Annotated in this window: 23 protein-coding genes; 10 read left to right on the top strand and 13 right to left on the bottom strand. The window is 67.5% G+C overall.

From position 1 onward, the window contains the following. Window positions 1–244: 244 nt before the first annotated feature. On the top strand, window positions 245–580 hold the full coding sequence (locus GLP40_RS01975; protein WP_154786054.1) for a hypothetical protein: 336 nt from the start codon (window positions 245–247) through the stop codon (window positions 578–580). Window positions 581–725: 145 nt separating this feature from the next. Here the strand turns inward: GLP40_RS01975 and GLP40_RS33530 are convergent, their stop codons facing one another. After that, a complete protein-coding gene (locus tag GLP40_RS33530; RefSeq protein ID WP_230329145.1) occupies window positions 726–1,091 on the bottom strand; it encodes a DUF397 domain-containing protein in 366 nt (121 codons plus the stop codon). A 15-nt stretch (window positions 1,092–1,106) separates the two neighbouring features. Beyond that, a complete protein-coding gene (locus tag GLP40_RS01965; protein ID WP_154786053.1) occupies window positions 1,107–1,949 on the bottom strand; it encodes a helix-turn-helix domain-containing protein in 843 nt (280 codons plus the stop codon). Window positions 1,950–2,121: 172 nt separating this feature from the next. On the opposite strand from GLP40_RS01965, the gene GLP40_RS01960 reads away from it, so the two are divergent. From GLP40_RS01960 to GLP40_RS01940, 5 genes are all read left to right on the top strand, one after another. Continuing rightward, window positions 2,122–2,376: a hypothetical protein gene (locus GLP40_RS01960; protein ID WP_154786052.1), complete on the top strand. Its 255-nt coding sequence runs from the start codon at window positions 2,122–2,124 to the stop codon at window positions 2,374–2,376. Continuing rightward, window positions 2,366–2,536 (top strand): hypothetical protein, encoded by a 171-nt coding sequence (locus tag GLP40_RS01955; protein WP_154786051.1) that lies wholly within the window; start codon window positions 2,366–2,368, stop codon window positions 2,534–2,536. Before GLP40_RS01960 ends, GLP40_RS01955 begins: the two co-directional genes overlap by 11 nt. Before the next feature lie 227 nt (window positions 2,537–2,763). Continuing rightward, on the top strand, window positions 2,764–2,934 hold the full coding sequence (locus tag GLP40_RS01950) for a hypothetical protein (RefSeq protein ID WP_154786050.1): 171 nt from the start codon (window positions 2,764–2,766) through the stop codon (window positions 2,932–2,934). A gap of 103 nt (window positions 2,935–3,037) precedes the next feature. Further along, a complete protein-coding gene (locus GLP40_RS01945; RefSeq protein ID WP_154786049.1) occupies window positions 3,038–3,268 on the top strand; it encodes a hypothetical protein in 231 nt (76 codons plus the stop codon). Window positions 3,269–3,342: 74 nt separating this feature from the next. After that, a complete protein-coding gene (locus GLP40_RS01940; RefSeq protein WP_154786048.1) occupies window positions 3,343–4,809 on the top strand; it encodes a hypothetical protein in 1,467 nt (488 codons plus the stop codon). Window positions 4,810–4,819: 10 nt separating this feature from the next. On the opposite strand, the gene GLP40_RS01935 is transcribed toward GLP40_RS01940, so the two are convergent. Further along, the gene (locus GLP40_RS01935) at window positions 4,820–5,167 is read right to left on the bottom strand and encodes a toxin-antitoxin system YwqK family antitoxin (RefSeq protein WP_154786047.1); all 348 of its coding nucleotides are present in this window, start codon (window positions 5,165–5,167) and stop codon (window positions 4,820–4,822) included. Between the two features lie 57 nt (window positions 5,168–5,224). Further along, entirely contained in the window at window positions 5,225–5,779 is a 555-nt protein-coding gene (locus GLP40_RS01930; protein ID WP_154786046.1) for a hypothetical protein, read from the bottom strand. Between the two features lie 119 nt (window positions 5,780–5,898). On the opposite strand from GLP40_RS01930, the gene GLP40_RS01925 reads away from it, so the two are divergent. Together GLP40_RS01925 and GLP40_RS01920 are read left to right on the top strand one after the other, a co-directional pair. After that, window positions 5,899–6,252 carry a hypothetical protein gene (locus GLP40_RS01925; RefSeq protein ID WP_154786045.1) on the top strand — a complete coding sequence of 118 codons (354 nt, stop codon included), beginning with the start codon at window positions 5,899–5,901 and terminating at the stop codon, window positions 6,250–6,252. A gap of 9 nt (window positions 6,253–6,261) precedes the next feature. Beyond that, entirely contained in the window at window positions 6,262–6,780 is a 519-nt protein-coding gene (locus tag GLP40_RS01920) for a YbaB/EbfC family nucleoid-associated protein (RefSeq protein ID WP_154786044.1), read from the top strand. 1 nt (window position 6,781) lies between these two features. Here the strand turns inward: GLP40_RS01920 and GLP40_RS01915 are convergent, their stop codons facing one another. Then, window positions 6,782–7,450, bottom strand: coding sequence for a DnaJ-like cysteine-rich domain-containing protein (locus tag GLP40_RS01915; RefSeq protein ID WP_154786043.1), 669 nt, complete (start codon window positions 7,448–7,450; stop codon window positions 6,782–6,784). Between GLP40_RS01915 and GLP40_RS01910 the strand changes: the two genes are divergently transcribed. Continuing rightward, on the top strand, window positions 7,374–16,004 hold the full coding sequence (locus GLP40_RS01910; protein ID WP_456093999.1) for an alpha/beta hydrolase: 8,631 nt from the start codon (window positions 7,374–7,376) through the stop codon (window positions 16,002–16,004). The genes GLP40_RS01915 and GLP40_RS01910 overlap by 77 nt on opposite strands. Before the next feature lie 41 nt (window positions 16,005–16,045). Continuing rightward, the gene (locus GLP40_RS01905; RefSeq protein ID WP_154786041.1) at window positions 16,046–16,495 is read left to right on the top strand and encodes a hypothetical protein; all 450 of its coding nucleotides are present in this window, start codon (window positions 16,046–16,048) and stop codon (window positions 16,493–16,495) included. A 105-nt stretch (window positions 16,496–16,600) separates the two neighbouring features. On the opposite strand, the gene GLP40_RS01900 is transcribed toward GLP40_RS01905, so the two are convergent. From GLP40_RS01900 to GLP40_RS01870, 8 genes are all read right to left on the bottom strand, one after another. Further along, window positions 16,601–16,918 (bottom strand): PE family protein, encoded by a 318-nt coding sequence (locus tag GLP40_RS01900; RefSeq protein WP_230329144.1) that lies wholly within the window; start codon window positions 16,916–16,918, stop codon window positions 16,601–16,603. Window positions 16,919–16,983: 65 nt separating this feature from the next. Next, window positions 16,984–18,249, bottom strand: coding sequence for a hypothetical protein (locus GLP40_RS01895; protein ID WP_154786040.1), 1,266 nt, complete (start codon window positions 18,247–18,249; stop codon window positions 16,984–16,986). Next, the gene (locus tag GLP40_RS01890; protein ID WP_154786039.1) at window positions 18,246–18,563 is read right to left on the bottom strand and encodes a type VII secretion target; all 318 of its coding nucleotides are present in this window, start codon (window positions 18,561–18,563) and stop codon (window positions 18,246–18,248) included. Before GLP40_RS01890 ends, GLP40_RS01895 begins: the two co-directional genes overlap by 4 nt. A 283-nt stretch (window positions 18,564–18,846) precedes the next feature. Further along, on the bottom strand, window positions 18,847–19,209 hold the full coding sequence (locus GLP40_RS01885; RefSeq protein ID WP_154786038.1) for a hypothetical protein: 363 nt from the start codon (window positions 19,207–19,209) through the stop codon (window positions 18,847–18,849). Then, window positions 19,202–19,996: an ESX secretion-associated protein EspG gene (locus tag GLP40_RS01880; RefSeq protein WP_196054491.1), complete on the bottom strand. Its 795-nt coding sequence runs from the start codon at window positions 19,994–19,996 to the stop codon at window positions 19,202–19,204. Before GLP40_RS01880 ends, GLP40_RS01885 begins: the two co-directional genes overlap by 8 nt. A gap of 4 nt (window positions 19,997–20,000) precedes the next feature. Continuing rightward, window positions 20,001–21,854 carry a hypothetical protein gene (locus tag GLP40_RS33135; protein WP_196054490.1) on the bottom strand — a complete coding sequence of 618 codons (1,854 nt, stop codon included), beginning with the start codon at window positions 21,852–21,854 and terminating at the stop codon, window positions 20,001–20,003. Between the two features lie 75 nt (window positions 21,855–21,929). Continuing rightward, window positions 21,930–23,582, bottom strand: a complete 1,653-nt coding sequence (locus GLP40_RS01875) for a hypothetical protein (RefSeq protein WP_328289568.1) — start codon at window positions 23,580–23,582, stop codon at window positions 21,930–21,932. A gap of 61 nt (window positions 23,583–23,643) precedes the next feature. Then, window positions 23,644–23,958, bottom strand: a complete 315-nt coding sequence (locus GLP40_RS01870; protein ID WP_196054489.1) for a hypothetical protein — start codon at window positions 23,956–23,958, stop codon at window positions 23,644–23,646. Window positions 23,959–23,963: the final 5 nt, after the last annotated feature.

The raw sequence follows: 23,963 nt of genomic DNA, 5'->3' as shown, positions 1-23,963 counted from the left end.
ACCGTCTACGCGAATCCCGTTGGCCCGCAGCGTCCCAGGTCGCCACACCGTCGGCGCGCCTATCAGACCCGAACTGCCCCTCGGCGTGTACGCCGCAGACAAGCCGAGCACGAACGGCGGACACGCGGCCCAATCGCAAAATCCCACTTACTTCGCGCGGCCCGGGACCACAGGTGGCCAAGGCGGGTGGTGTGGAGTCTTTCGACTCTGCCACGGCGGTTGTCGCGCCCAGCAACCTGAAACCGTGATCATGATTGATGACCTCCTGGAGCCGACGCGGACGATCGATGCCCGGATGTTCGACCTGACGGTCGAGCGGTTGTGTATCGAATTCGGCTCCCGTACCTCGCGGCAGCGGGTGGAATCGGTGCTGCGAGGGTGTCTGGCCGATCTGGCCGGCAGTCCGGTAGGAGCGATGCCCGAACTCAGCGAACGTCTTGCCAGGCAACGGCTTTCCGAGGACAGCGACAGTATCGCTATGCCACCGCCCTCGGAGGTCGCGCCTGTCGAGGTTCCGGCAGAACTCGCCGAACTTTGGTGGAGGACGGACTCATCGAGACGGCACTCGACCGCGGCATGAGGTTGAAGGCGGTGCGCCGGGCGATCACCAGGCCGCACGCAGTGACCGAATCCACGCGCTCCCGTGCAGGGGGTTGTGGATGCGTTGTGCGACAAAAGCATCGGGGGGCTCATTCGCGGCCATGTCGGTGATCGTTGAGCCGCACTCATCCCATGCGAGCCTTTATGTCGAACTCGCCGCCCGCAACACCTTTCGCGAACGCATCCCACTCGCCGGCGGTGAACACCAACTCGGTCCCGTCCCGGCCCGAGACGGTCGCACCCCCATCCGGGTGGAGGTCGATACCGCACGCCGCACCGATGTCGACAACTTCCTGGGCCAGCACCGCTTCCAATACACGAGTCCAGGAATCACTCGGGACGGAGATGGTCGGCCTGCGGTCGGCCGATCCTGAGTACTTGCTGTCGCGGATGTGCACCCACGCGGGCGAGAAGGCCACCTCGACGCATTGTCCACCATTGCTTCCGCTGTAGCTGGATTTACGCCACTCGCGACGGTCGACCGGGGCCATGCACCGACTCCCTCATTACCAATCGGCCGCCCGGCTTCGAATCAGTTCGGCGGACTCACTTTTCGACAGAGCCGCCGCACGGAGCTGCTCGGCCAGCATCTCGTACACTGCCACCCCATCGTAATCCTGCAGGTAGAGAGCGCCTGTCGGGTACTCGATGTAGCCGACCGTCTGCGCTTCGTCGAAGTGCAGCAGCGTGAACTCGCTGACGTTTCCGGCGTGGGCGTACCTTCTGGTCGGCAAGATATGAAGGTCTATATGGTCCTGGTCCATCAGAGCCGACAGGTGCTCGAGTTGTTCACGCATGATCTCCGCGCTGCCGACCTCTCGATAGAGGACAGACTCCTCGATGACCGAGCACAACCCCATCGGTCTGGCACCGACGAGCCGCTGCCGAGCCAAACGGGCACGGACAATCTGCGGCACGTCCACCGTGGCGACCAGCGGGCTGCCCTCGTGCAACGCGGTGGCGTAGTGCGCGGTCTGCAGCTGCCCGGTGAAGGTAACTGTCTGATAGATGAATTGGCTCCGTGCAAGGCCCTCCAGGCCCACGAATGTCTTGAACCAGTTCGGTAGCACCTCGGAAAACGGTGCCCACCAGGTCGTCTGGTCTGCTCGGCCGGCAAGCGAGGCAAGCCGGTCGATCTGTGCCACATCTGCGCGATACAGCTTGAGCAGCGCGGTCACATCATCGGGCTGCTGAAGATACTTGCCCGATTCCATCGCGACGATTTTCGGCTGGCTGCACCCGATCGTCTTCGCGGCCTCGCTCTGCTTCACCCGTGCACGCTCCCGAGCGGCCCGCAGCTCATGGCCGATCAAGAACCGCAGCGCGGATGGATCGGAACGCTCACTCAATGGACCTCCGTTCGTATGCTCTGCGAAACATCCTGCCGATCAACATCATCGACACCAAGCCATTGAATCTGCTGATATATCAGCCTATCCTCAGAGTGTGGCGGAGGCCACAATTCGTTAGCCCTTATCCCAGATTGCTTGCGCGACAGCTCAACCGTCGGGAAGGACGGCCATGTTCGAGCAGTTGAAGGTCGGCACTTGGGTCTGTGTGGACGACCAATGTCCCATTCGCCCCGTTGTTCATACCGAGGATGGCGCGGTCACCCTCGTTTTCGGCGAACCCGGCGGCTTCGAGCTCTTCCTCAGCGCGGGCGCCCTACAGACCCTTCTGCTAGTGGGTGGTCGCGCGCTCGAACAGCTCAGCACTCAAACCCGGGACCTTCTCTTCGCGGATCTGAATAATGAAGGGGAAGACAATGATTGGTGAGATCGCACTCCATCTCATCGGCGCCGGTATCGGCACTCTGCTGGGCTGGATGGTCGCATCCACCCGTCCCTACCGCAGTCCCCGCCCTGGCACAACGGTCGAGGAAATCCGCGCGCGCCTGGACCGCGAAAGCCAGGGTCGCCATGGCCTCCTCACCTGACCTCGAGACACAGCCCAGTTTCCAAGATCAGCGAGCTCTCACCGGCAGATCGGGCAGTTCGCCGCAGTCAAAGCTCCGAGAATCGGCTCCACACCTGTGTGGCCCTGGCGGTTCCGAGGTTAAATGCGGTGTCGACACCAGTAGCAGATATCCCCTCGACCAACTGACCGCCGCGCGAATCAACAGCGGCTGGATGGGTTTGGGTGCCTCCCCCGCCGGGCGAGATCGTGATCGGCCGCGCCCTCTACTACATCGCCGATGACGCCGGTGATCGAAGCCTCATCGTCCTCGATGCCGCCGGCGGCGTTCGTCGCCGGATTCAGCCAGCGGTTTCGGAAGCGAAATGGGCTGCGCGGATGACCCGCGGTCGAATGTCATCAATCGAGCTGTCCAATTAGAGTGGGCGGCAGCATCGTACGGGGGAGGAACCAGCTATGGCTGACGACAGTGCGCGGGTTGCGCGCACGCTGGGGCGGACTCGCGCGGACGACCGGTGACGTGGTGGCGCTACTCGTCTATTACCGGCAGGTTCGGGATGAGCCGGAAGAAGCGGAGTACTGGTTCGGGCCGCTGCGTGCGGAAATGAGCCGGACCCTGATCATCGACAAGGTTCGGCGGACGGTTCGGACCGATGGGGTCGAGGACCGGCTGTTCTGGGCGGCGGCGGGGCACATTTTGAATCGGGAGAGGCGCGAGAATCTATGGCCTACACACGGGATGAAGGCTTCATGAGTGGGCATGAGCAGGCACCGGGGAACTCCGGGCCGACAGCCGGGGCGCGGAGCGCCGGGCGGGTTACCGGGTTCTTGCTGATCGCCGCGGCGGTGCTGACTCTTGCGACATTCTGGCTGCCTGTGATGACCATCCGATATCACAGCCATTCGTGGGACGTGTACCTCTGGAAAAGCAAGGTGGTCAGCGGGTTCGCCGAATTTTCCGGCTACTTTCCCTACTTCTCCGCTGTGCCCTACGTGCTCACGGTGATCGTCGCCGGCGTGGCCGGGACTCTGCTAGCGGTGAGGAAAGGGGCTCGGCCGGGTGTGCTGTTCTGGGCAGCAGCGTTCGCGAGCGGGCTCGCGCTGGAAATCGCGTCGGCGAATGTGACCGTCTATGCGGAAGGTTTCCACGATGATGCCTCGTCGGGGGCTGGATTCTGGGTGATCACGCTGGTAGCGGTGGTCGCTCTCGCGGCATTGGTCATGGGGTTGCGGGAAGCCGTGTTGTCGAAACGCTCTGCGGCACCCCAGGTAGGCGGAGCGACGAGCGGTGGAGCGGCCGATCGAGTCGCTGGTGTGTTTCTGATCGTCGCGGCGGCGGTCGACCTCGGGAGATCGTTCTTGCCGTTGCTCAGCGAGCACTGGGCCTCCGTGACCATTTGGCACACGGGAGCGGACAGGCCACTTCCGTGGGCAGCCGTGCAATACGCGTTTGGATTGATCGCCGTGATTGTTGTGGCTGTTGCCTTGCTGGCGGGTGCGGGCAAGCGAAATCCGGCTGTACGAGCGGCTGTCGGCGCCGCTGCTGCCCTCATCTTCGCAAACGCGATCAATGCGTTGAGTGTCATCTTCGCCGTGATGGGACCCAACTTCTGGGAATACGTAGGTGTCGGGCTGTCGCTGGCCGTACTCACGCTGATGCTGTCCGTAGCGGCCACTATCGCCGGGCTGGTCGCACAGTTGGCACGGCCTCGACTGGCGGCCCCGGCGAGAGTGGGTTACGCACCCGGCTTCATGCCGCCACCGGGACCGAATCCCTTCGCCGTCGCGGCACCCACGATGGCTGCTGTGCCGAATCCGTTCGCACCCGTAGCGGCCGCGCCCAATTCGTTCGCGCCCGCGGCGCCTACACCGAACCCGTTCGCAGCGCCCGCGCCTGACTCGGGAGTCGAAACGACCGTCAAGCTTGCACCGCCGCCTCGGATGGCGAAGGTGTATGACGGGAAGGATGCCGAGGGGCGGCCGGTGGTGGATCGCCCTGCGGTGGAGGGGAATACGCGGACCGCGGTGTTGGCGTATCTGGAGAGTGCGCCGATTGTGTTGGCGGCTCGGAGTTTCGAGCAGGATGAGTTCGCACCGACGGATCGGGATGTGCCGTTGAACTTCAGGACCGATGGGACCTGGGTTTGGGCGGGGGCTGTGGCCCACTATTTACACAAGCACGGGTTGCCGCCGGAGGCGGAGTTGGTGCGGCACATCGCGAGTCGCGGGTTCCGGGTCGGTGAGGTCGACGAGGCCGCGAAGGATGCGGCTGTCCGGGTGATCACCGGCAGTTGAGGCTGGAAGGTCAGCTCTCGATCGGGTTGCCGGCCTCGTCCCACTTGCGGACCTTGATCGGGTCGCCCTCGTCGTCGAATTCCTGCTCGCTCGCCAGCTGGCCGTTGTGGTGCCAGGTGCGCCAGATACCGACCGGCACACCATAATTCACCTGACCTTCGGACTTGAGCGGGCCATCAGCCCACCACTCCCGGTCGGGGCCATGTGGGATGCCATCAACATAGAAGACTTGGAAGAGGAGCTGATCGCCGATGGTCTCGACCGCCTCGCCCGTGAACGGCTCACCCCGATAGGTGAGGCGCAGATCGTCATCCGTGGCGATCTCACGGCGACTCACGCTGTAGTCGATCCTGTTCATGTTGTCCCTCTCGCCGGCAGTCGCGACCCTGACTATCGAATCGTATTCACTACCTGCCTAGCGGCCGGCCAGGGCGGCGGCGTAGGAGTCGCGTAGTGCTTCCAAGCGGGCGCGGGTGAAACGGCCCGGTTCGGTGTTGTAGGTGGCGCGTCCCTTCGGGGAGGTGAAGGCCGCTTCGGGGATTCGATCGGTGGTGGGTGGGAGGAACTTGAGGGTTTCCTCGACGGCGGCCAGGGCGGTGGCGAGAGTGTGGCGGGCTGTATGAGCGGCACGGGGGTCGAGGGCATCCATAGCGGCGGGGACCTGGCGGACGCAGTTGTCGGAGTACCAGAGCCACACGCCGGGGTCCAGGAGCTCGGAGGGGTTGTCCAGGCCGAAGCGGACGAAATCCGCGGGTGGGGGAAGGATGTCGTCGGGGAGGCGGAATTCGTATTCGCGTGATGTGCCGCACGACGGGCATACACCGGTGTAGCGGCTGGCCAGGATGCCGTCGACGGTGACGACGGCGCTGCGGAATTGGCAGCGACTTTCGCCGCAGGTGGGGCAGGGTTGCAGGGTGAGGTAGAGGCGGGCCTCGGCGTTGGTTCTGGCCAGCGGGAGGGTTTCTGGCATGGGGCTCCTTCGGCCGGATGGACGGTGCGGGATTGATCTTGCCAGGCGGGCGGCGACACGTCTCGTTCATGTTGTGTTCACTGATCGGTTGTGGGACAGTCGATCTTGCTGTGCTGGGCATGGCGTCACGGATTCGGCTCACTCGCGAGGGGCACATCATGGCCGGGAGATTGCAGGTACATCCGGAGGCGGTACGCGACGCCGCGGGGTTCGCCGCAGACATTCAGGCGCGATTGCAGTCGATGGCCGACAATGCCCGGGCGGCGGTCTCGCCGGGGGCCTCGGGGTGGGGCGATGATGATTTCGGTGGCAAATTCGCCGGCGGCGCCAAGGGATTCTCCACCAGCAGCGAGAACATGGCCACGGGGACCGAGAACCTGGCGAACTCCTTCCAGAATCTGCACGGCGGGCTGACCAAGTCCGCCAAACGGCTCGAAGACATGGAGCACGGCAACTACGGCACCTTCGTGTAGGCCGGCGACATGACCAGGGAGAACGGCGAAGTCGCGAAGGCCGCCATCCTCGAGGGATTCACGACGCAGATGCGGGAGATCGCCGAAGCGTCGCGCAAGCGCACCCAGCTCGTCGCCAGCGCGAGCGCGGCGGGCGGCCGCGTGCGGGTCACGGTGAACGCGGACGGGGTGGTGATCGCCACCCGATTCTCGCCCGATGTCGACGAACTGACCTACGAGGAGATCGCCAAGGCGGTGACGACGGCCGCGCAGCAGGCCGCGACCGACGTGGCGCGGCAGGGGCGGGAACTATTGCAGCCGTTGATGGATCAGCGAGCGCGAATGCCCAGGCTGTCGGAGCTGATCGAGGGAATGCCGGACATCGAATCCAAGGCGCCGACGGTCGAGCCCGCCTCGCTCGCTCCCCCGCGGTCGCGGGAGCGGCTGTCCCAGCTCGGCGAACCCGTGCCCGACTTCAGCGATGCCGTCGGCTATGAGGTGTGGACCGAGGGACAGGAGAACCGGGGGGCAACCGACTCAGGGTGGTGAATTATGCGGGGCCTCCGCGTAATTCGGGATAGTGGGTGCGCTGGTAGGACGACAGCAGAGAGATGGCCAGTTGGCCCGCGCCCCGGCAGATCGGGCAGACCCGGGTGCCATTGCATTCGGGGCAGAGATGCCCGCCGGGCAGCCGACCCCGGCCGCCGCATTCGGGGCAGGCGCCCAGGCCGTCGCACTCGTAGCACAGAACGAAGCCAGGAGTCACCGTTTCGGGAGTGCGCACCGGATCGGGCAGCCGGAACTCCTTCGGCTCGCGCAGCGCGAGCGCCGGGGTCCGGCCGCTGAACATCACCGCCGAAGTATGTTCGCCCACACGCACTTCGATGCTGTTGCCATCGCGTTGACCGGTGACCACCACGGCGGGTCGCGGACCACTGAAGTCCTGAGCCTCACCGACTTCCCAGCCCGCCGCGCCGAGGAGGGCGGCCGCACGCCGGGCGATATCGGCGGCCGAGACGGCGGCGGGACGCTCGCCGCGGATCAGACCCGAATAGTGATAGCGCGGCGGCTCGGTCCAGTCGGCGACCGTCGGTTCGTCGAGAAACAGCAGGCCGAGGTCGGTGCCCGGAGTCAAATCCACAATGAGCTCGACCAGTTGCGCACGCAGGGCCGCGCCCAGCCGGTCCAGTTCCTCGCGTGCTCCCGAGATGTCACCCATGCGGCCTCCTCGCCACCGGACCCTATCACCGCCGGGTGTACGCGGGCCGGTCACCGACAACTCATTCGATGTTCGTGTTGAGTTCACCTACGTGCCTGTGGCACAGTCGGTCTCGCCAAGATCAGATCCGACTGGCATGAGGTGTCCTGTGGCGCTGGAGTTTCCATCGTGGCTCGAGTGGTTGAGCTGGCTGGTGGGCTCCGAATGGCCGCACGGCAACGAAGACACCATGTGGCAAATGGCCCGAGACCTGGAATCGGTTGCGGGACAGGCGGATGACCTACTGAAGGATCTCGACCACCTGCTCGGCGCGCTCGGTGAGGCCTATCCGGACGGCACCGGCGGCGACGAGATCATCAAGTGGCTGAAGCCGCTGCGCTACGGGGACGATTCCGGGCACGGCTCGGTCAAGGAATTCGGCGACAACTACCGCCAGCTGTCCACGGCCGCCGATGGATTCGGCGATCAATTGCAGTCGGCCAAGCTCAACTTCTATATCGCGGGCGGGTGGCTGCTGGCCGAACTCGCCTGGGCCGCGGCCACCGGGCCGTTCGCGCCGGAGTCGGAGGTCGCCGTCTTCACGATGGCGCGCACCACGTTCCGCGAGCTCGGCGAGATGTTCGTCAGACGGATCGAGAATTTGATCGAGGGCCGGATCACCAATGCGCTGCTGAAGCAGATCCTGCCGAAACTCATCTACGAGATCGGCCAGGGCGCGGTGATTTCCGCCGTCCAGGCCACCACCCAGGAACTGCTCGTGGAGTCCATCCAGAATCTGGACGGGCACGGGCACGGCTTCGATTGGGGCGCGATAGGAAAGAACGCGCTGGTGGCCGGACTTTCCGGCGGTGCGGGCGGCGCGATCGGCTTCGGCGCGCACAGCGTCCTCCCCACCGAAATGGGCGGATGGAAGGGCGCGTTCAATGGTGCACTCACCGGTGCGGCCGCCGGGGTGGGCGGCGCCGGAGCGGGCTGGCTTGCCAATGGACTCGTCAACGGCGACTGGAGCTTCGATCCGCGCTCCCTCACCGGCGGTGCGTTCGCCGGGGCGGGGCCCAGCGGCCTGCACGGATACAACGGCGATACCAATCACAACGGCCCGATGGGCGGACACAATACCGGCGACGGCAGCGCGCGCGTCCCCGGCGAAAACGGCGCCAAAACCACCCCACTCGACCACCCGGGCACGACCTCGGACGGCCGCACCGTCGGAGTCGATACCCACGGCAACGGGCACTACACGGGCGGGGACACGAGCGCCGGACAACACGGCGGCCCCGGCGAGACGAATGCCAGCGGGCAGCACGGCACCACTGGCGATCCGCGCGCCAACGGGCAGCACGGCGCCACCGCAGACCCGAGCCTCACTGGGCAGCAGGGGAATACGGGAGATGCGACTGGCGAGCGGGGTGGCGACCACGGCCAGCAGTCCGGCGGACCCGCTCTGCACGCGGCCAGCGCTCCGACGGCAACCGACTCCACGCCCACCGACCAACCGCATGATCAGTCGAGCGACCACAGCGGTGACTCCACACGGTCGGACAACAACGGCTCGTTCATTTCCGACGGCAGGCGCGAGCGGCCCGACGCGAGTGCGCAGGATGGCAGCGACGCCACCGATTCCCCGTCGCATCGCTCCGCCGATACCCAGTCCGTCGGCGGCGACCGCGTGGGCGACTCGACCTCCGGCGACTCCACGCGGGCGGACGCCAGCGGCACCCAGGAGCATCGTGCCGGGGACGGCACGGCCGCGACGGATCCGGCCGGTCGCACGCACGACATCGGAACAGATTCGCAGGCGGCGCAATCTACCCCCGAACACGCCGCGGATCCCGCCAAGGATGCGAATTCCACGGGGACGACGACGCTGTCGAACAACGGAAATACCCGCCCTGTGGGTGACCCCAGCGAGCCCGGGGCGAGCCCGTCGGCGCATACCTCCGACAGCGGGCCCGCCACCGAGAATCGCGCACCGGCGGCGGATCCGGCCAGAGCGACAGCCACACCACGCGATCCGCTCCGCACTCCGGCGGACGGCAGCACGCCCAGACCCGCCGACGGCACCGCACCCAAGCCCGCGGACGGTGGCGCACCCAAGACTCCCGACACCCGCGCCGGTGTCGACCGCGCCACCCGACCGGACGCCCCGGTGCAGGCGACCCGCACCGGCGTCGAACCAACCGCGCATCTGGCCGAGCCGCAAACCGGTGGCGACCATGAGCGGAACGTGGACGCGTACCCGGCCGGATCGGGCGATTTCCTGAACCTGTCCGGCGATGCACCACGCACACCGGTCGACCACGACGTCCAGCCGCACGACCGGGCCCGAGCCCACGACGACAACGGTCCGGCAGATGACCGCGGCAGGCCCCCCGGCGATCACCGCACATCGCCCGATGATCGCGCGGGCTCGCCGGGCGAGCGCCCGGATATCACACCTATCGTCCCGATTTCCGTCGACGCGCCACCGCCCGCGGACCAAAGTCCCCGAGCCGGAGACGCGCGCAAGTACGAAATCGCCGCTGCCGCTCCGGTCGGCGACTTCCATGGAAACGCCCGCACCGAGGGCGATCTCACGCCGGAGGTCATGCATGGGCAGATCCAGGACAATCTGCGGCTCATCGCGCCCGAAGGGGTGGTCTGGAATCCGAACGAGCGGCACTTCGTGCTGTCGGACGGGCGCATCGTGCGGTTCGAGATCGGTGAGACCTCGAACGGGCATGTGGCCGAATTCGTGCCCAGCGCCGACGGGTACGACGTGCGGCTGTCGACCAAGACGCGCGACGAGGACGTCGTGCGCGCGCTCGCGCACGAAATGGCCGAGATCCGGCTGTCGCAGGACGACGACATCCTGATCGATCCCCGGGACGATCGACCCACTCGGATGTCCACCCACCTCGGTGGCCGGTTCGCCGAATTGCGCACGCTCACGGCCCATATCGATCGCGCTGTCATGGATCCGGCCCGGTCCGGCGAGCTGCCCGGGCTGCGCCACGACCTGCACGATCTGATGGATCACCTCGGATTCCACGACCCGGCGCACGCACCGACGGTGGAAGACCTGCTGGCCGAACATGATCCGGGGCTCGCACACCGAATAGAGCTCGAACGGGCGGGCGTGCTCTCCGATCGTCCGACCTTCGATCGGCACCTCACCGAGGACGATTTCCACCAGGCCACCGAGAATCACCTCGAACGGCTACGCGAGCTGATGACCGGCGACCACGCCGCCGATCTCGTGCGCGCCGAAGAGCACGGGCTGAACGGCCGTATGCGCGAGGAGCTTTCGCGGCGGGTATTCGAGCCGCTCTTCGAGGAAGAGGCCAAGGCCGCCCGGCGCCAGGTGCCCGGCTTCCTCGAGGCGCTCGATCCGATCAACGCGGCCGTCAACCATCCGACATTGCGTGGATCTGAGCAGGCCGCGGCCATCCATCGGGCCATCGACGACTTTCACGACGGCATGCCGCAGGCGGCGCGCGACGCCCTCGGCGCCGACCGCTTCGCGCAGATGCACGCCGCCGCCGATGGGTTCGCGAACGCCTTCGACCGCGTCACCGGCGTCATCGATCACGCGACCGGGCGCATGAACATCGGCGGCGAGCACACCACCCTGGCGGACTTCCTGCACGGCATCGACCGCGCCAACCGCGCGGCGGCCGAGAACAGCCTCAATGTCGAGTACACGGTCGTCCTGCACGATGCGGTGGACGGCCTGTCCACCGTCGAGGTACTACCCCGCCCGCAGCCGCAGCATCGGCTTGCGTTGGAGCAGTATCGTTTCGGCGCGGACAACGAGAGCATCGAGCGCCGGCCACGGCCCTCGGTGCCCGCGGCCGCGGCGGGCGGCCACACCATCGATGTCGGTGTCGGACGCGGCGCGTTCGCCGTGGAGATGACCCCGGCCGCCGACCGCGCCGGCGGCGGGCTGATCATCAAGACCGAGCTCGCCGATGCCGCGATCGGCGGACAACGCCGTCGCGATCTCGGCATTCTCGACGCCGGGCCGCTCATGGAACCCGGCACCGTCATGGTGTACGGCGACATGCTGGGCAACGGCCACCTGCTCGGCGGTGACATCGCCCGCGTCTTTATCAACAATGTCAGCGCCAAACTCCCCGACGCGGCGTATCACGCCATTGCCGGCCATCTCTCGGACATCCTCGCTCCTGGCGGACGCGTCGAGATCCAGTGGGACATGAAGCCCGACAAGATCGGCGAGGACCGGGGCAGCCGCCATCACATCGAGGGCACCAAGCTGTGGGAGGCGCTGGAAAGGCTGCACCAGGACAGTAACAGCCCGTTCAAGCTCGTGGAGCAGACAGATTTCGAGCACCCCGGGAACCGGGACTATTACTACACAATCGACGCCGGGTCCAGCAACACGCTGCCACACGAGCGGATGGCCGACTACTCGCCGCCGCAGCCGGAGCATCGGTGGATCATCTCCTACGAGCCGAATGACTCTGGCAATCATGAGCATTCGCCTGCCGAGCCGTCCGCGAGCCCGCACCACACGAGCGCCGACCACGGCAATGCGAGCCCGGTGGGCGACTTCCACGGCGATGCCCGAGAGGGCGCGGAGCATCTCCAACCGGAGTTCGTACGCGACCAGATCCGCGAGAACCAGGGACTCATCGCCCCGGAGGATGTCGTCTGGAACGACGACGAACAGCACTTCGTACTGCCCGACGGCCGCACCGTGACCGTCCACGTGGGCGAGACGAGCGACCACAATGTGGCCGAATTCCATGCGCGCCCAGACGGTTCCGGATACGACGTGGCGCTCTCGGAACGCGCGCGCGACGTGGACGTGACCCGCGCGCTCGCGCACGAACTGACCGAGATCCGGCTGTCGCAGGACCCGGAGATCCGCATCGACCCGGTCGATGATCGGCCCCCCGCGATGACCAGCCACCTGGGCGGCAGGTTCGCCGAAATGCGGGTGCTCGCCGAGCACATCGACCGCGCTGTCGCCGACCCGTCTCGTGCGCACGAACTTCCGCGACTGCGCCAGGATCTGCGCGATCTCGCCGACCACCTCGGCATGCACGATCCCGCCCATGCCGACTCCGTGCGCCGACTGCTGGCCGAGCACGATCCACGACTCGCGCAACGCTACGAACTCGAAGAGCAAGGCGGGCACGTGCACCGGCCGGCACCCAACGGACACCCGGAGAATGCGCAAGATACACCCGCCGGTACACACGATGCCGACCGCGCACACCCGGATATCCCTGCGGCCCACATGCATCCGCAGAGCGTGCACACGCACGATCATGAGGCGGCGCCGACCACTCCCGACACCAAACCGGTCGCGGACCTGAACGAGCATCCGGGCGGCATCGAGAGAAACGGCGACCTTATCGCCACTGTCGACGGCAGACCCGTCGAGGAGCATGTCGACAAGATCGCGCGTGAGCGGGCCGACAAGTTCCGCGCCGCGGCCGAGAAGTTCTCCCGGCAGCCTGGCGAGAAGCCGATCAAGACGCAGAGGCGAGTCGCCAGGGCTCAGGATGACGGCACCTACGTCGGCCAGAAGTCACACGGCAGCGTGACCGCCGCGGTGGTCGACCTGCGGACCGGCATCGCCTACGAAGGGGCGAACGGCGGCCGCAACGACGTCATCCCGAAGGATGAGCGCCATCCCGCGTTGCGGGCCAATATCGACGGGATGAAAGCCGCCGGGCTGGCACGTCCGGAGGGCGGTTACGCCAACCTGAGCCGCAGCGGCGGACCCGATGGCAAAACCTATCCCGGCTACGCCAAAGAGGTTCGGCCGTACCCGCACTTCGACCAGCCCTGGGGCCACGCCGAAGTGAAGGCCGCCAACGCGGCGCTGTGGGCGCGTGAACGCGCGAACGTGGAACGCCGCGAGCAAGGACTTCCCGAGCTACCCACCGGCCCGGAAGCCCTGGCCGAAATGTATTCCCAGACTTACAAGCCGTTCGAGGGCGACGAACCGCGGCCCACCCCGTACTGCGCCAACTGCAATCACACGATGGGCGAGGCCCAGAACTTCAGCGGCCGCTACACCGACTTTCCCTCGGGACCGGAGAACCTCGTCGATCAATACCGTCCAGCGCGGTCTTCCCTGGATCCACCGAGCGGACCACCTGACGCCCGCGGGCTTCCACACACGGCGAAACCCGCTCTGCACACGGAGGCTTCGCATACCGGGGAACCGGTGCGGCCCGCAGAAGCTCCGCGTACCGGGAAGTCGACAAACCCCGCCGAGCCTCCGCACACGGATACCGCGGCCGACCATGGCACGGCGAGCCCGGTCGGCGAATTCCGCGGTGACGCAGAGCCCGACGGCGCGCAGCCGCTGAGCCGGGAATCCGTGGTCGACAAGATCGAGCACAATCTCCGGCTCATCGAGCCCGAGGACATGGCGTGGAACCATGAGGCGGGCCGGTTCGAGATGACACACGACGGACGCGCGCTCGACATCAGCGTCGACGTCGGCCCGACCACCGGCAACGCCGTCGCCGAATTCACCGCGCGCAGAGATGAATCCGGCCATATCACCGGATACGACATCCACGTCTCCCCCCACGCCCGGGACGAGGACGTGGTCCGCGCGGTCGCGCACGAGCTGGCCGAGATCCGGCTGGCGCACGACGAGGATGTGGTCATCGATCCGGTCGACGATCGGCCCACGCGGATGACGACGCATCTGGGCGGCCGCTTCGCCGAACTCCGGGTGCTGGTCGAGCAGATCGGCGAGGGTGTCGCGGCGCGCGCCAAGCCCCATGTCATGGCGCCCCTGCGTCGAGATCTCAACGATCTGATGTACCACCTGGGATTGCACGATCCGGAGCATGCGCCCACCGTGGAACGGCTACTGGCCCAGCATGATCCGGACCTGGCGCGCCTGATCGATCAGTCGCGCATACCGGATCCGGGCATCCTGCGTCCGGGACCGGTCGATCACGATGCCGCGCCCACCCCGCATGATCTCGGCCGCATCCGGCAGTTGCGCGAGCTGGCCGAAGGGACGCGGGAGGGCCATGCCGCCACCCGTCGCGAAGCGCTGACCCTGGTCGAACGACTCGGATTGCGGGAAGGCACACCGGGGGCAGCCGACCGGCGCAGGATCATCGCCGATCATCTGACCGAGCAGGCGCGCGGACGAGTCGACGAACTGCTCGCCGATGTCGGCCGCCGCGACTCCGAATTGTCCGTCGCCGACCGTGAACACGTCGAGACGGTCCGGCTCGAGCGCCGGGCCGCGGACGCGCTCGATTTCCTGTCCATCCCGACCCACGGGGCCGTGATGAAGACCCATATCGCGTATCGAGCCGAAATGGCGGAGCACCTCGCGCGGGCGCACGGAACAGATGCCCATACCACGGGCTCTGGAAGGCTGCGGCTCGTCGGCGACCACCATACGGTCGAGGATGTCCGGACCGGGAAACGGTGGTTCCGGTGGCCGCCGGGCACGCAGGAGTATCCGGACCACACGCCGATCCCGGACGTCGGGCTCCCCGCCGATCCGGACCACCGGCTGCCGGCCGATCCGCGGCAGCTGCACCGGGAGTGGCAGAGCCTCTCACCCGAGGACAAGGACGCGTGGCATCGCGCGGACCCGTTCATCGGAAACCGCGACGGCATACCCCATGCCGACCGCGACCGGTACAACCGGCAGACCCTCGAGATGCTGCGGCACCAGACCGAGCAGCAGATGCTGCGGGCACAGGCGCAGCCGGAGACGCCGCAGGTGCTGGCCGAGCGAAAACAGATGCAGGATCGGCTGGACATCATCCGGGACATGAAGGAGAACTACCTGGACCGGCCGACCGAGGAGGGCATGCCCGCCGTTCATCTGTCGTATATCGACGAGAAGCTGCAGTACATCTATGCCCTGGGCGATCCGGATACCGCCCAGAACGTGGCCATCGAAGTGGCCGGTGCGTTCCGGCGGCGCAGCGGGGTCGGCTACGCACTCGAGACCCTGGCGCAGGTGCGGCAGGCCGCCCTGGCGATCGATCCGAACGCGGAGACGTCGGTGATTCTGTTCGGCGCCTACAACAACCCGAATTCACTGATCCAGGCCATGCATTCCGGGCACGCCGAGGACGGTGCGGCGAGGTTGCGGGAGTTCCACGACGGGCTGCGGGCGACCCATCAGGGCCCGCGCGCGAACACCACCACCATCGCGCATTCCTACGGCGCCGTCACCGCCGGGCACGCGGCCGGGCACGGACACGAATTGAACACCGACGCACTGGTTTTCATCGGCAGCTTCGGTACCGGCGTCACGCATGTCGGGGACCTGGGACTGACCGGCCTGGATCCGTCCCAGGTCGGCGATCATGTCTTCGCGACCCTGGCCGAGTACGACTCCCTCGTCATGATGCCGCCCACGCACGGTCCCGCACCCACCGATCCGGAGTTCGGCGCTAGGGTTTTCGAGTCCGATAGCAGACCCACTCGGACGCGGCTGGGCTGGAATCCGGATGATCACGGCGGCAAGAACTACTTCAGCGCCGCCCACGGGTCCTACCGGACCCTGGGAATGATCCTGACCGGCAATGCGCGCCGGCTGCGCTGAGCGCGCACCCTTCGAGACGAAACGAGGACCGAATGCCGACGGTGACCACGCAGAGTGCCGCCCGCGCACAACTGTTGCGGCACTTCGGCGAGACATTGCGCGCGCTGCCCGCGCAGCTTTCACTGGCACTGCGCCATCCGGACCTGCCCAAGGCGGTGTTCCACCGCGGCGTCAATCTCCCCTGGGACGACAGCGATCCCGACAATCCGCTGGTATTCCTGGATATCCGTTACTGGGTGCTCGGCACCACGCCCGAGACATCGGATTCCGCCTTCGAGTTGGTGCTGCGGGCGTGGGGCGACCAGGGCTGGCCGACGATCTCCGACCCGGACGAATTCCCGCGCGTCGGGTACGCGCGCACACCCGACGGGTTCGGATTCGCCCTCGCACAGAGCGTGAACGGGTACCTCAGCCTGGCCGGATCGACTCCGCCCTTCGAACCGGATTCGGAAGCGGGGGAACCGCTTCCGGCCCACATCGAGCATCCGTAGGCCCCGCTGGGATGGCGGTGCTGTGAATCCCGGCCGTAAGCATGCCGGGATGCGAACGAGCGCACGCCGGGATGACGAAGTATGGAAGTAAGTCTGGCCGGAGGGTCAGAGGTTGGTGAAGTCCACGGCGTTGTCGGTCTCGACCTGGCCGAAGGTATTGGCCTGATCGCGTACGACGGCGGCCAGCTTGCGTAGCTCGTCCACGCCGAAACCACTCTGGGTGACGAAGGACGTGCCGACCGAGGTGAGGGTGTCGGCGGCGGCCAGAGACACCTTGTCCGAGCCCGCGGCGGGCACCGAGAGGGCCTGGGCGTCCGCGCCCAGGGCGGTCTCCAGCCGATCGGCCATGGCTTCCAGGTCCGCGGCGGCGGACAGCACCGTGTCCGCGTCGAAACGCACACCGCCCATGTTGAATTCGCTCATTGTCCCTCCCTTTCCGCGCGAATCCTACCGCGTCGCCCCGACATACAACGACCCCGTTTCCACGCTCATGTCGATGACTGTGCCGGGCGCGGGCCGTTGGCGCCGACCGCGCCGACCACCGGGACGCCGGTGTAGCCCAGCTCGCCGACGACCTCGTCGCCGTGCTCGGCGGTGACCATGTTCGTGCGCACTTCCTCGTCGGCGTCACTGGCCTGCGCGGACGCGGCCGCGGCGCCCATGGGCGGCACCATGCCGCCGCCCATACCGGCCGCGCCGGTGGCGGGCATCGGCGCCGGCACGGGGACGGGCGGGGTGGTGGTCGCGCTCATGGTTCGAGGGCTGGCCTGGCCGAGCGGCGCCGACGGCGTGCCCAGGCCACCACCCAGACCGCCCATCGGCGCGAGGCCGCCGCCACCGAGCGCGTCCGAATCCTTCGGCATGGCAACCGGTTCGACGTCCGTGGTCGGCTGCACGTCGGAGGTCTGGCTGATGGACTGGAGTTGCTGCAGCTGCTGCACACCCGTGTTCGCGGCACTGCTCAGCGGCGAGATCAGGCTCAGCAGCTGAGTAACCTGTGACATCGAGTCCACGCCCTTCGGGGCGTCGGTGACCTTCACCTTATGGCCGGCGGCGGTCATATTGGCGCTGTGCACCGCCATTTCGGTGCGCGTCTTGGCCACCGTCGCGGTCGCCTCGAGGCCCGTCTCACTGGCCAGCGACAGCAGGAAAGCCTGCCCGGGCGGGGTGCCGATGAACGGTGCGGCCACCGTGACACCGGTGACGAACTTGGAGATGATGGCCGACATCATGGCCGCGCCGGTGGCCACCGAGGCCGCCGCGCCGCCCATGACCGTCTTCTGTTGCAGGTTCTGGGCTCCCAGCTCCGCCGCGTTGGTCTGGGCCGCGGCGCCCTTCTCGCCCGCACCGGTCGCGCCCGAACCCTGCCACTGGTTCGAGTTGGCCAGCGACATGACCGACTGGGCGATCGACATCACCTGCTGCAGCGCGGTGGAGATGCCCGAAAGCACCTGCGACGCGTCCGCTCCCTGCCCCAGCTGGCCGGTGCCGAAGGAGGCGGCCAGGTCGGTGAGCGGCTTGGTCAGCGCGGTCAGGTCCAGGGTGGGCAGCGGCGGCATGTCCGGCAGCGGCGGCACCGCCGGGAGCTGTGGCAGCGCGGGCAGGCCCAGCGTTTGCAGGATATCGGCCACCGGGCTGTCGAGCAGCGGCGCGAATGCGGTGTCGCGCAACGCGTCCGCCACCGACTGGCCGCCGGCCGCCGTGGGCGCGGCCTGGACGGCCCCGGTCGAGGCCTGATCGAAGGGCGTACTCACAGGTCCCGCGACAGCGAGAGGAAATCGACGCCGGAGGCGTCGTCAACGGACTCATAACCCGCCGCCGCCTCGTAGGCGGTGACGGCGGTGCCCGCGTGCACGGCGGCCAGCTCGGCCACCGAGGATAGGTGATTGCCTTGGGCCCCCGCGTAACTCAGCAGAAAGTCCTGACCGATCAGACCGAAAACCGGTACCATCGCGGCGATCGTGGCGACCTGGTCGACAGCGGCGGCACCGGCGACAGTGCTCGCCATGGCGGCCGAGGCGTCTCCGTAGGCGCGAATCGCATCCGGTGTGGCAACGAGGTGGCTCATGAGACCCCCATCAGGAAGACCATTTCGAATCGAACTATACAGAGCGGATATTCACCCGGCATAGCGAAGAGTGTTCACGAACTGACGAACAGCGCGGTGAACACCAGGTATTCCACAGGTTACCCAATCCATCGGATAACGTTGCGGCACTGACTATCTCATCTACCCCGGCGAGTCGTCTCGTCCATGGTCCGCTCACCGGCGGCGTTCCAGCGCTGTCTGACCAGCACACGGCTGTGGTCGTCGAGCACCACTGCGATGATCGGGGGCAGCCGGTATCGGCTCAGATCGGGCGCAGCCAGCTGTCGGGTTCCGTCTCGAACTCCTGTTCCTCGACATATTCCTGGCGGGTCACCTCCTCCATGGTCGGCAGACCGGTCAGCGCCAGCAGTTCGGGCACGAGACCGGCGGCCTTCAGCTGGGCGCGGCGCTCGACACCGGCGCGAGCCGCGGACTGGCGGCACAGACGCAGGATCTCCGCCGCCAGCAGCCCCGGGTCCTCGCGCAGGCGATCGCGTTCCACCGAAATCGCCCGGGGCAGCCCCTGTTCGGTGGTGGTCACCACGATCGCGCCGGTCCGCGAGGACAGGGTGAACTCGGTCGGGAAGTCCGGAGATTCCACGGGCACGCCATTCCCTTCACTCATCGGCCATCACCTGCAACACCTCGGCGATATGGGCATTCAGTGTGGTCACCAGGCGGCGCCGGTCGGCCGCGGCGGCCACCGGGGGATGCTCGCCGGTGACCACATAGCGGCCGTCATCTTCCAGGTCGCGCCACTGCAAGCGGTAGCGGGCGATGCCGCGCGGGCCGAAACGCGAACGGCTCTGCACCACGTCGATGGTGCCCATGCTCGGTGCCGGGACCGCTAGAAAGTCGGCGGCGCGGGTCACGACGGTCCCCTCCAGGGTTTCGTGCGCGGGCGACATACCGAAGTCGTAGTCGGTGTCATCGGTGTCCTCGGTCTCCGCGAGCACCAGGTCCCCGCCCTGTGTGCCCGGGAAGTCGCGGCCCGCCGGAGTGTCCGGCAAGGCCGCCGCCACCCGCTCGGCCAGCTCCTCGGCATAGAACTCCGAGAGCGTGAAACCGCTGGCGTGCCGATAGGTTTCGCCCGGATGCTGCACCAGCAGGTATCCGGCGTCGCCTGAGCGGACGCCCAGCAGGCGAATGCGGGCGGAGGCGGCGAGGGGGTCGCGGCCATCCCAGCCCTCCACCTCGACCCGCACCTCCGGCCTGAGCACGGCGTGCAACACCTCGGCGTAGTCGGCCTCCCGGGAGCGCAGGCTCTCCCGGGCGCGTGCCACATTCGCGAGGTGGTCGTCCCACCACTCGGTGCGGCTGGCGAAGGTCAGCGGGTGCGGCAGGAACTCCTCACCCAGACCCTGCCACAGCGACAGGAACTCGAGGTCGGTGAACTTCCAAGTGCGAAGCACAGACTCAGCCCTCCACCACGGGCTTCGCGACGATCGGCGCGGTGCCCATGGCCTCGTCGAGGTACTCGTTGGAATCCAGGAAGTCGGGGCGCTTGTGCTCCTTGCCCTGGGCTCCGTGCGCACCGCCGCCGTGGCCCATGCCACCCATGCCGCCGCCCATGCCGGTCGTGCCGGAGCCGGGGGCGACGCCCGCGCGGGCGACACCGGCGATGCTGCTCTCGACCTCCTCGGCCACGGCCGCGCGCGGGAACAAGCGGGCATTGGCCACCTCGGCGGCCAGCGGCTCGAGCGGGGAACCGCCCGGGCCGCCACCGCCGGGGGAACCGCCGGGGGGCACCTTCAGGTCGTCGAGCAGATTGGTCAGCGGCGAATTCCGCAGCTGATCCTTCAGGTCCTGCGCCTTCTTGTCGGTGGTCTGCGTGCCCTGCGACGTCAGCGACTGCAGCGCGCTCTGCAGGCCCGACAGCGCGGACTGGCCCGAATTCGACGAGGAGCTCGGATTCGACGAGTTCGCGTTGGCGCCATCGGGATTCGAGCCGTTCGGCGAGGTGCCGGTCGGGTTCTTGCCGGTCGGATCCTTGCCGTTGGGGTCCTTGCCGTCCTTGCCGTGCGGGTCCTTGCCGTCCTTGCCGTTCGGATCCTTGTGATCCTTGTCCTTGGGATCGTCCTTGCCCGGATGCGCGCCCTTGGGGTCGGTCTTTCCGCCCGGCGTCTTCGCGCCCGGATCGCCCCCGCCCGGATCGCCCCCGCCCGGACCGGATGGCGTGACCCGGCCGGTCGGGCCGCCCGAGGTCGGATTCGGCCTGTTGCCGCTGTAATCCGAGCGCGGGCTGCCCGAGGGGTTCTGCGTGGGCGGTTTGGTCGGATCCACCAGGATCGGAATCGTCGTGCTGGAATTGCCGATTCCCGGGATGTACCAGGCGGTGAAGGCGGCGGTGCCGGTGTTGATGATGTATGTCTCGGTGGAGGTGCCCTTGAAGCTGTCCTCCCAGTTGCGCGGCATGCCCGCCTTGGTCTGATTCAGCCAGGTGGCGGTGTAGAGCAGGTTCTCGGCGACGGCCCACAGGTCCGTGGAGAATGCCGTGCCCTGCGCCTCGAAGGCCTGACACGCCGCGACCGCGGCGTCGGCGCCGCGGCCCGTCCAGTGGCCGTCGGACTCGAGCCGTTTGACGGCGCCGGTCAGGGTCTCGAACGACGAGCCGATCACCTGCGCGATCCACTTCCACAGGGCGCTGCGGTTGGCGATCGGCGTCGGGTCGATGCCCTGCCCCACGTCGAAGAACCACTTGCCGTCGTGATGGGTCGGGTCCTCGGAGCCGATCGGGTCGGTATAGCGACCCGATCGCGCCTTGGCGAGCTTCGCCATATCGCCCATGCCATTGGAATCGGAGGGTGCCGGCGACGACGCGTCCGACCAACTCGACAGCTGCGTCGTGCCGTCCAACGGGATTCCGTCGAAGTGCGTGTCGATGACGGCTTGGGTCTTGAGCTTGTCGAAGTCCGACTTCGATTGATCGTCGGTCTCCCGGTACGTCTTGCCCGCCGCCATGAAGGTATCGCCCATGGCGTTCAGCAGGGAGATGTAGTCGTCGATGATCCCGCCGACCCGGCCGCCCTCCTTGGCGAACCGATCCTGGAGATTCAGGGCCGACTGCAGGACGCCGTTATTGCTGAAGCCCGAGTACTGATCGAGCAGATAGGCGTAGCTCTTGGCAGCGTTCAGCGCGTTGATGGCCTCGGCGGCGTACTTGGCTCCCGCCTCGGCCGAGCCGGGGTCGAGCTGCAGCCGGTCGCTTTTCGCGTGCGCGTCCCGGGACAGCCCGAGCCAAGGGTTGTCGATCTTGCCGCCGTCACCCATGTACCGCTCCTAACTCGACCAACACAGGAAAGATTACGGGTCGCCGACACAGATTCCGCACTCGTTGGCCCCGCCTCACTGCGAATGTCGTTGGCGGAAACGCTTTTCCAGCCCCGGCAGGTAGGCCGATGTCGGCATGCTGGAGGTGGTCTGCTCCACCACGCCGTCGTCGGCGACGTAGTAGAGCGCTCGATCGATCACGAGCTCGTCCGGCTCGGTGGGCACGTAGACCATCCAGCCGACCGGAAGCCGCTCGGCGCGAAGCCGATCCAGCGGATAGGCGGGGGTCTCCTCGCCCGCGGTGCGCACATGGTGGCGGACCGCGTCGATCGCCTCGGACTCGGGCAACGGGTCCGGACCCAGCCGGGCCACCCCGGCCAGGGTCAACTGGTAGTGCGCGGCATCGAGGTCCGCGGTGGGCCCGAAGGCCGCCGCGAGCACGGCGCGGGTGACATCGGACCGCTCGGCGGCGGCCACGAATTCCGCGACGGCCGCTCGCTGTTCAGCGGTGGGCACCTCGGCGACCAGACCGCTGATCACCTCGGTGACGGTGGCGGCCGTCCAGATGCCCGGCACCGCCGCGGCCACGCCCGCGGCGGCCGGGGATTCGCCGCGATACCAGCGACCGCGCTCCCACCAGTAGCAGAAGGTGAGCAGACCACCAGCCGCGCGGGTGTTGAGCACCGGGTTGGCGACCCACTGCGGCGCACCCGCGAACAGGCGCGGCAGCTCGGCCCGGCCGTTGTAGGCGGCCACCAATTCCGGTGCGTTCCAGACGCCTCCGGACAACACCGCACGACCTCCGGGCAGCAGATACAGCGACGAACCGGATCGGCGGGAACCCTCGAACCAGCCGAAGGACGGCAGTACCCGCGGACCCCACTCGGAGCCGACCGCCACGAAGGCGGCGGAGATGGCGGCCCAACGCGACCACAGCAGTGGGAACGTCGGGAAGTCGTCCTCGGAAACCACCGGGAGATAACCGGATTCGCGATCCGCGCGCGCCGCGATGGCGGCCTGTCGCGGATCGCGGGACTGACGGTCGTCGTGCCGCAGATAGGCGGCCAACCACATCGGCAGGTCTTCGCGCGGGTAGGCCGCCAGATCGGCGAGGTAGTCCTGCGGACCGAACATCTGGTCGGTGGGGAACGGCTCGTCGCCGTAGTCGTGGTCGACGCTCAGTTCGCCCGCCGCGGTGACGTCCAGTTCCAGCCGCCACCAGGGATCGCCGTGCTCGGCGGAGAGTCGGCGGTGCTCGGCCACCAGCGCGAGGACCTCCGTGGGCGGCAGGATCTGCGCGCTGCGCTGCTGGTCGTCGGAGAACACGACCCGTGTGCGCTGGCCATTGACCGTGAGCGCGAAGGCCGCGTTCAGGCGTACCCAGCCCCGCGGACCCAGTTCACGCAACTCTCCCGCGATCCGGTGGGCCAGATTGCGGGCGCGCTGCGGGATGTCGATCACCGGGGCGGTCATGCTGAAACCGATATCGGGATCGGAATCGGCCTGGGCGTCGGAGATGTCGATCATCTCCCGGGGCTGCGACCCAGTCGAATCCGGATCCGGGGCCGCGCTCGGCATGCCGATGACGGCGGCCAGGCGGTCGAACTCGGGTCGCTCGGCATCGACACCGAAGGACGGCGACCCGGCCTCGGCCGGGGCCGGGCGCGCGATTCCGGCGGATGCGGCTGCGCCGGTGCGGTTTTCGCTGTCGTCACGGGAAATCGTCACACGCAATCTTCTCCTCGGCACACGAACGGCATCGCCCTCGGGGAGAGCTGGATCAGGTCCGTCAGCTGCCCTCTGCCGATCCCTGCTGCCGTTCGCGAGCGGCCTTCCGCTCTTCGCGTCCTTCGAACCAATTGTCCATTTCCTCTTGCCAGCGTTCGGCATTGCTGCCGTCGAGCTGACCGGCGAAGGCCCGCCGGGCGGCATCGATCAAGTCGGGAGTGGCATTCGGATAGGCCTCGGCTATCGCCCAGAGAGCGTCCTGGGTGTCGTCATCGAGACCGGTGGCGGTGTGCACGCCACGACCCGCCAGGACATGCGCCAGCACCTCGTCGAAATTCTTCCGCAACTCATCGTCGCTGGGGTGGCCGCGCCGCATGTCCT

The organism is Nocardia aurantiaca (assembly GCF_009708175.1).
Classification (GTDB): Bacteria; Actinomycetota; Actinomycetes; order Mycobacteriales; family Mycobacteriaceae; genus Nocardia; species Nocardia aurantiaca.
This window is presented reverse-complemented; position numbering and strand designations above follow the sequence as displayed.

Excerpts from the sequence above, each read along its gene's own strand:
- GLP40_RS01870 (WP_196054489.1), bottom strand. The coding sequence starts at position 23,958 with ATGCGGCGCGGCCACCCCAGCGACGATGAGTTGCGGAAGAATTTCGAC.
- GLP40_RS01955 (WP_154786051.1), top strand. The coding sequence starts at position 2,366 with ATGATTGGTGAGATCGCACTCCATCTCATCGGCGCCGGTATCGGCACT.
- GLP40_RS01885 (WP_154786038.1), bottom strand. The coding sequence starts at position 19,209 with ATGAGTGAAGGGAATGGCGTGCCCGTGGAATCTCCGGACTTCCCGACC.
- GLP40_RS33530 (WP_230329145.1), bottom strand. The coding sequence starts at position 1,091 with ATGGCCCCGGTCGACCGTCGCGAGTGGCGTAAATCCAGCTACAGCGGA.
- GLP40_RS01910 (WP_456093999.1), top strand. The coding sequence starts at position 7,374 with ATGAGCTCGACCAGTTGCGCACGCAGGGCCGCGCCCAGCCGGTCCAGT.
- GLP40_RS01930 (WP_154786046.1), bottom strand. The coding sequence starts at position 5,779 with ATGCCAGAAACCCTCCCGCTGGCCAGAACCAACGCCGAGGCCCGCCTC.
- GLP40_RS33135 (WP_196054490.1), bottom strand. The coding sequence starts at position 21,854 with ATGGGTGACGGCGGCAAGATCGACAACCCTTGGCTCGGGCTGTCCCGG.
- GLP40_RS01890 (WP_154786039.1), bottom strand. The coding sequence starts at position 18,563 with ATGAGCCACCTCGTTGCCACACCGGATGCGATTCGCGCCTACGGAGAC.
- GLP40_RS01925 (WP_154786045.1), top strand. The coding sequence starts at position 5,899 with ATGGCGTCACGGATTCGGCTCACTCGCGAGGGGCACATCATGGCCGGG.
- GLP40_RS01900 (WP_230329144.1), bottom strand. The coding sequence starts at position 16,918 with ATGAGCGAATTCAACATGGGCGGTGTGCGTTTCGACGCGGACACGGTG.
- GLP40_RS01960 (WP_154786052.1), top strand. The coding sequence starts at position 2,122 with ATGTTCGAGCAGTTGAAGGTCGGCACTTGGGTCTGTGTGGACGACCAA.
- GLP40_RS01935 (WP_154786047.1), bottom strand. The coding sequence starts at position 5,167 with ATGAACAGGATCGACTACAGCGTGAGTCGCCGTGAGATCGCCACGGAT.
- GLP40_RS01915 (WP_154786043.1), bottom strand. The coding sequence starts at position 7,450 with ATGGGTGACATCTCGGGAGCACGCGAGGAACTGGACCGGCTGGGCGCG.
- GLP40_RS01920 (WP_154786044.1), top strand. The coding sequence starts at position 6,262 with ATGACCAGGGAGAACGGCGAAGTCGCGAAGGCCGCCATCCTCGAGGGA.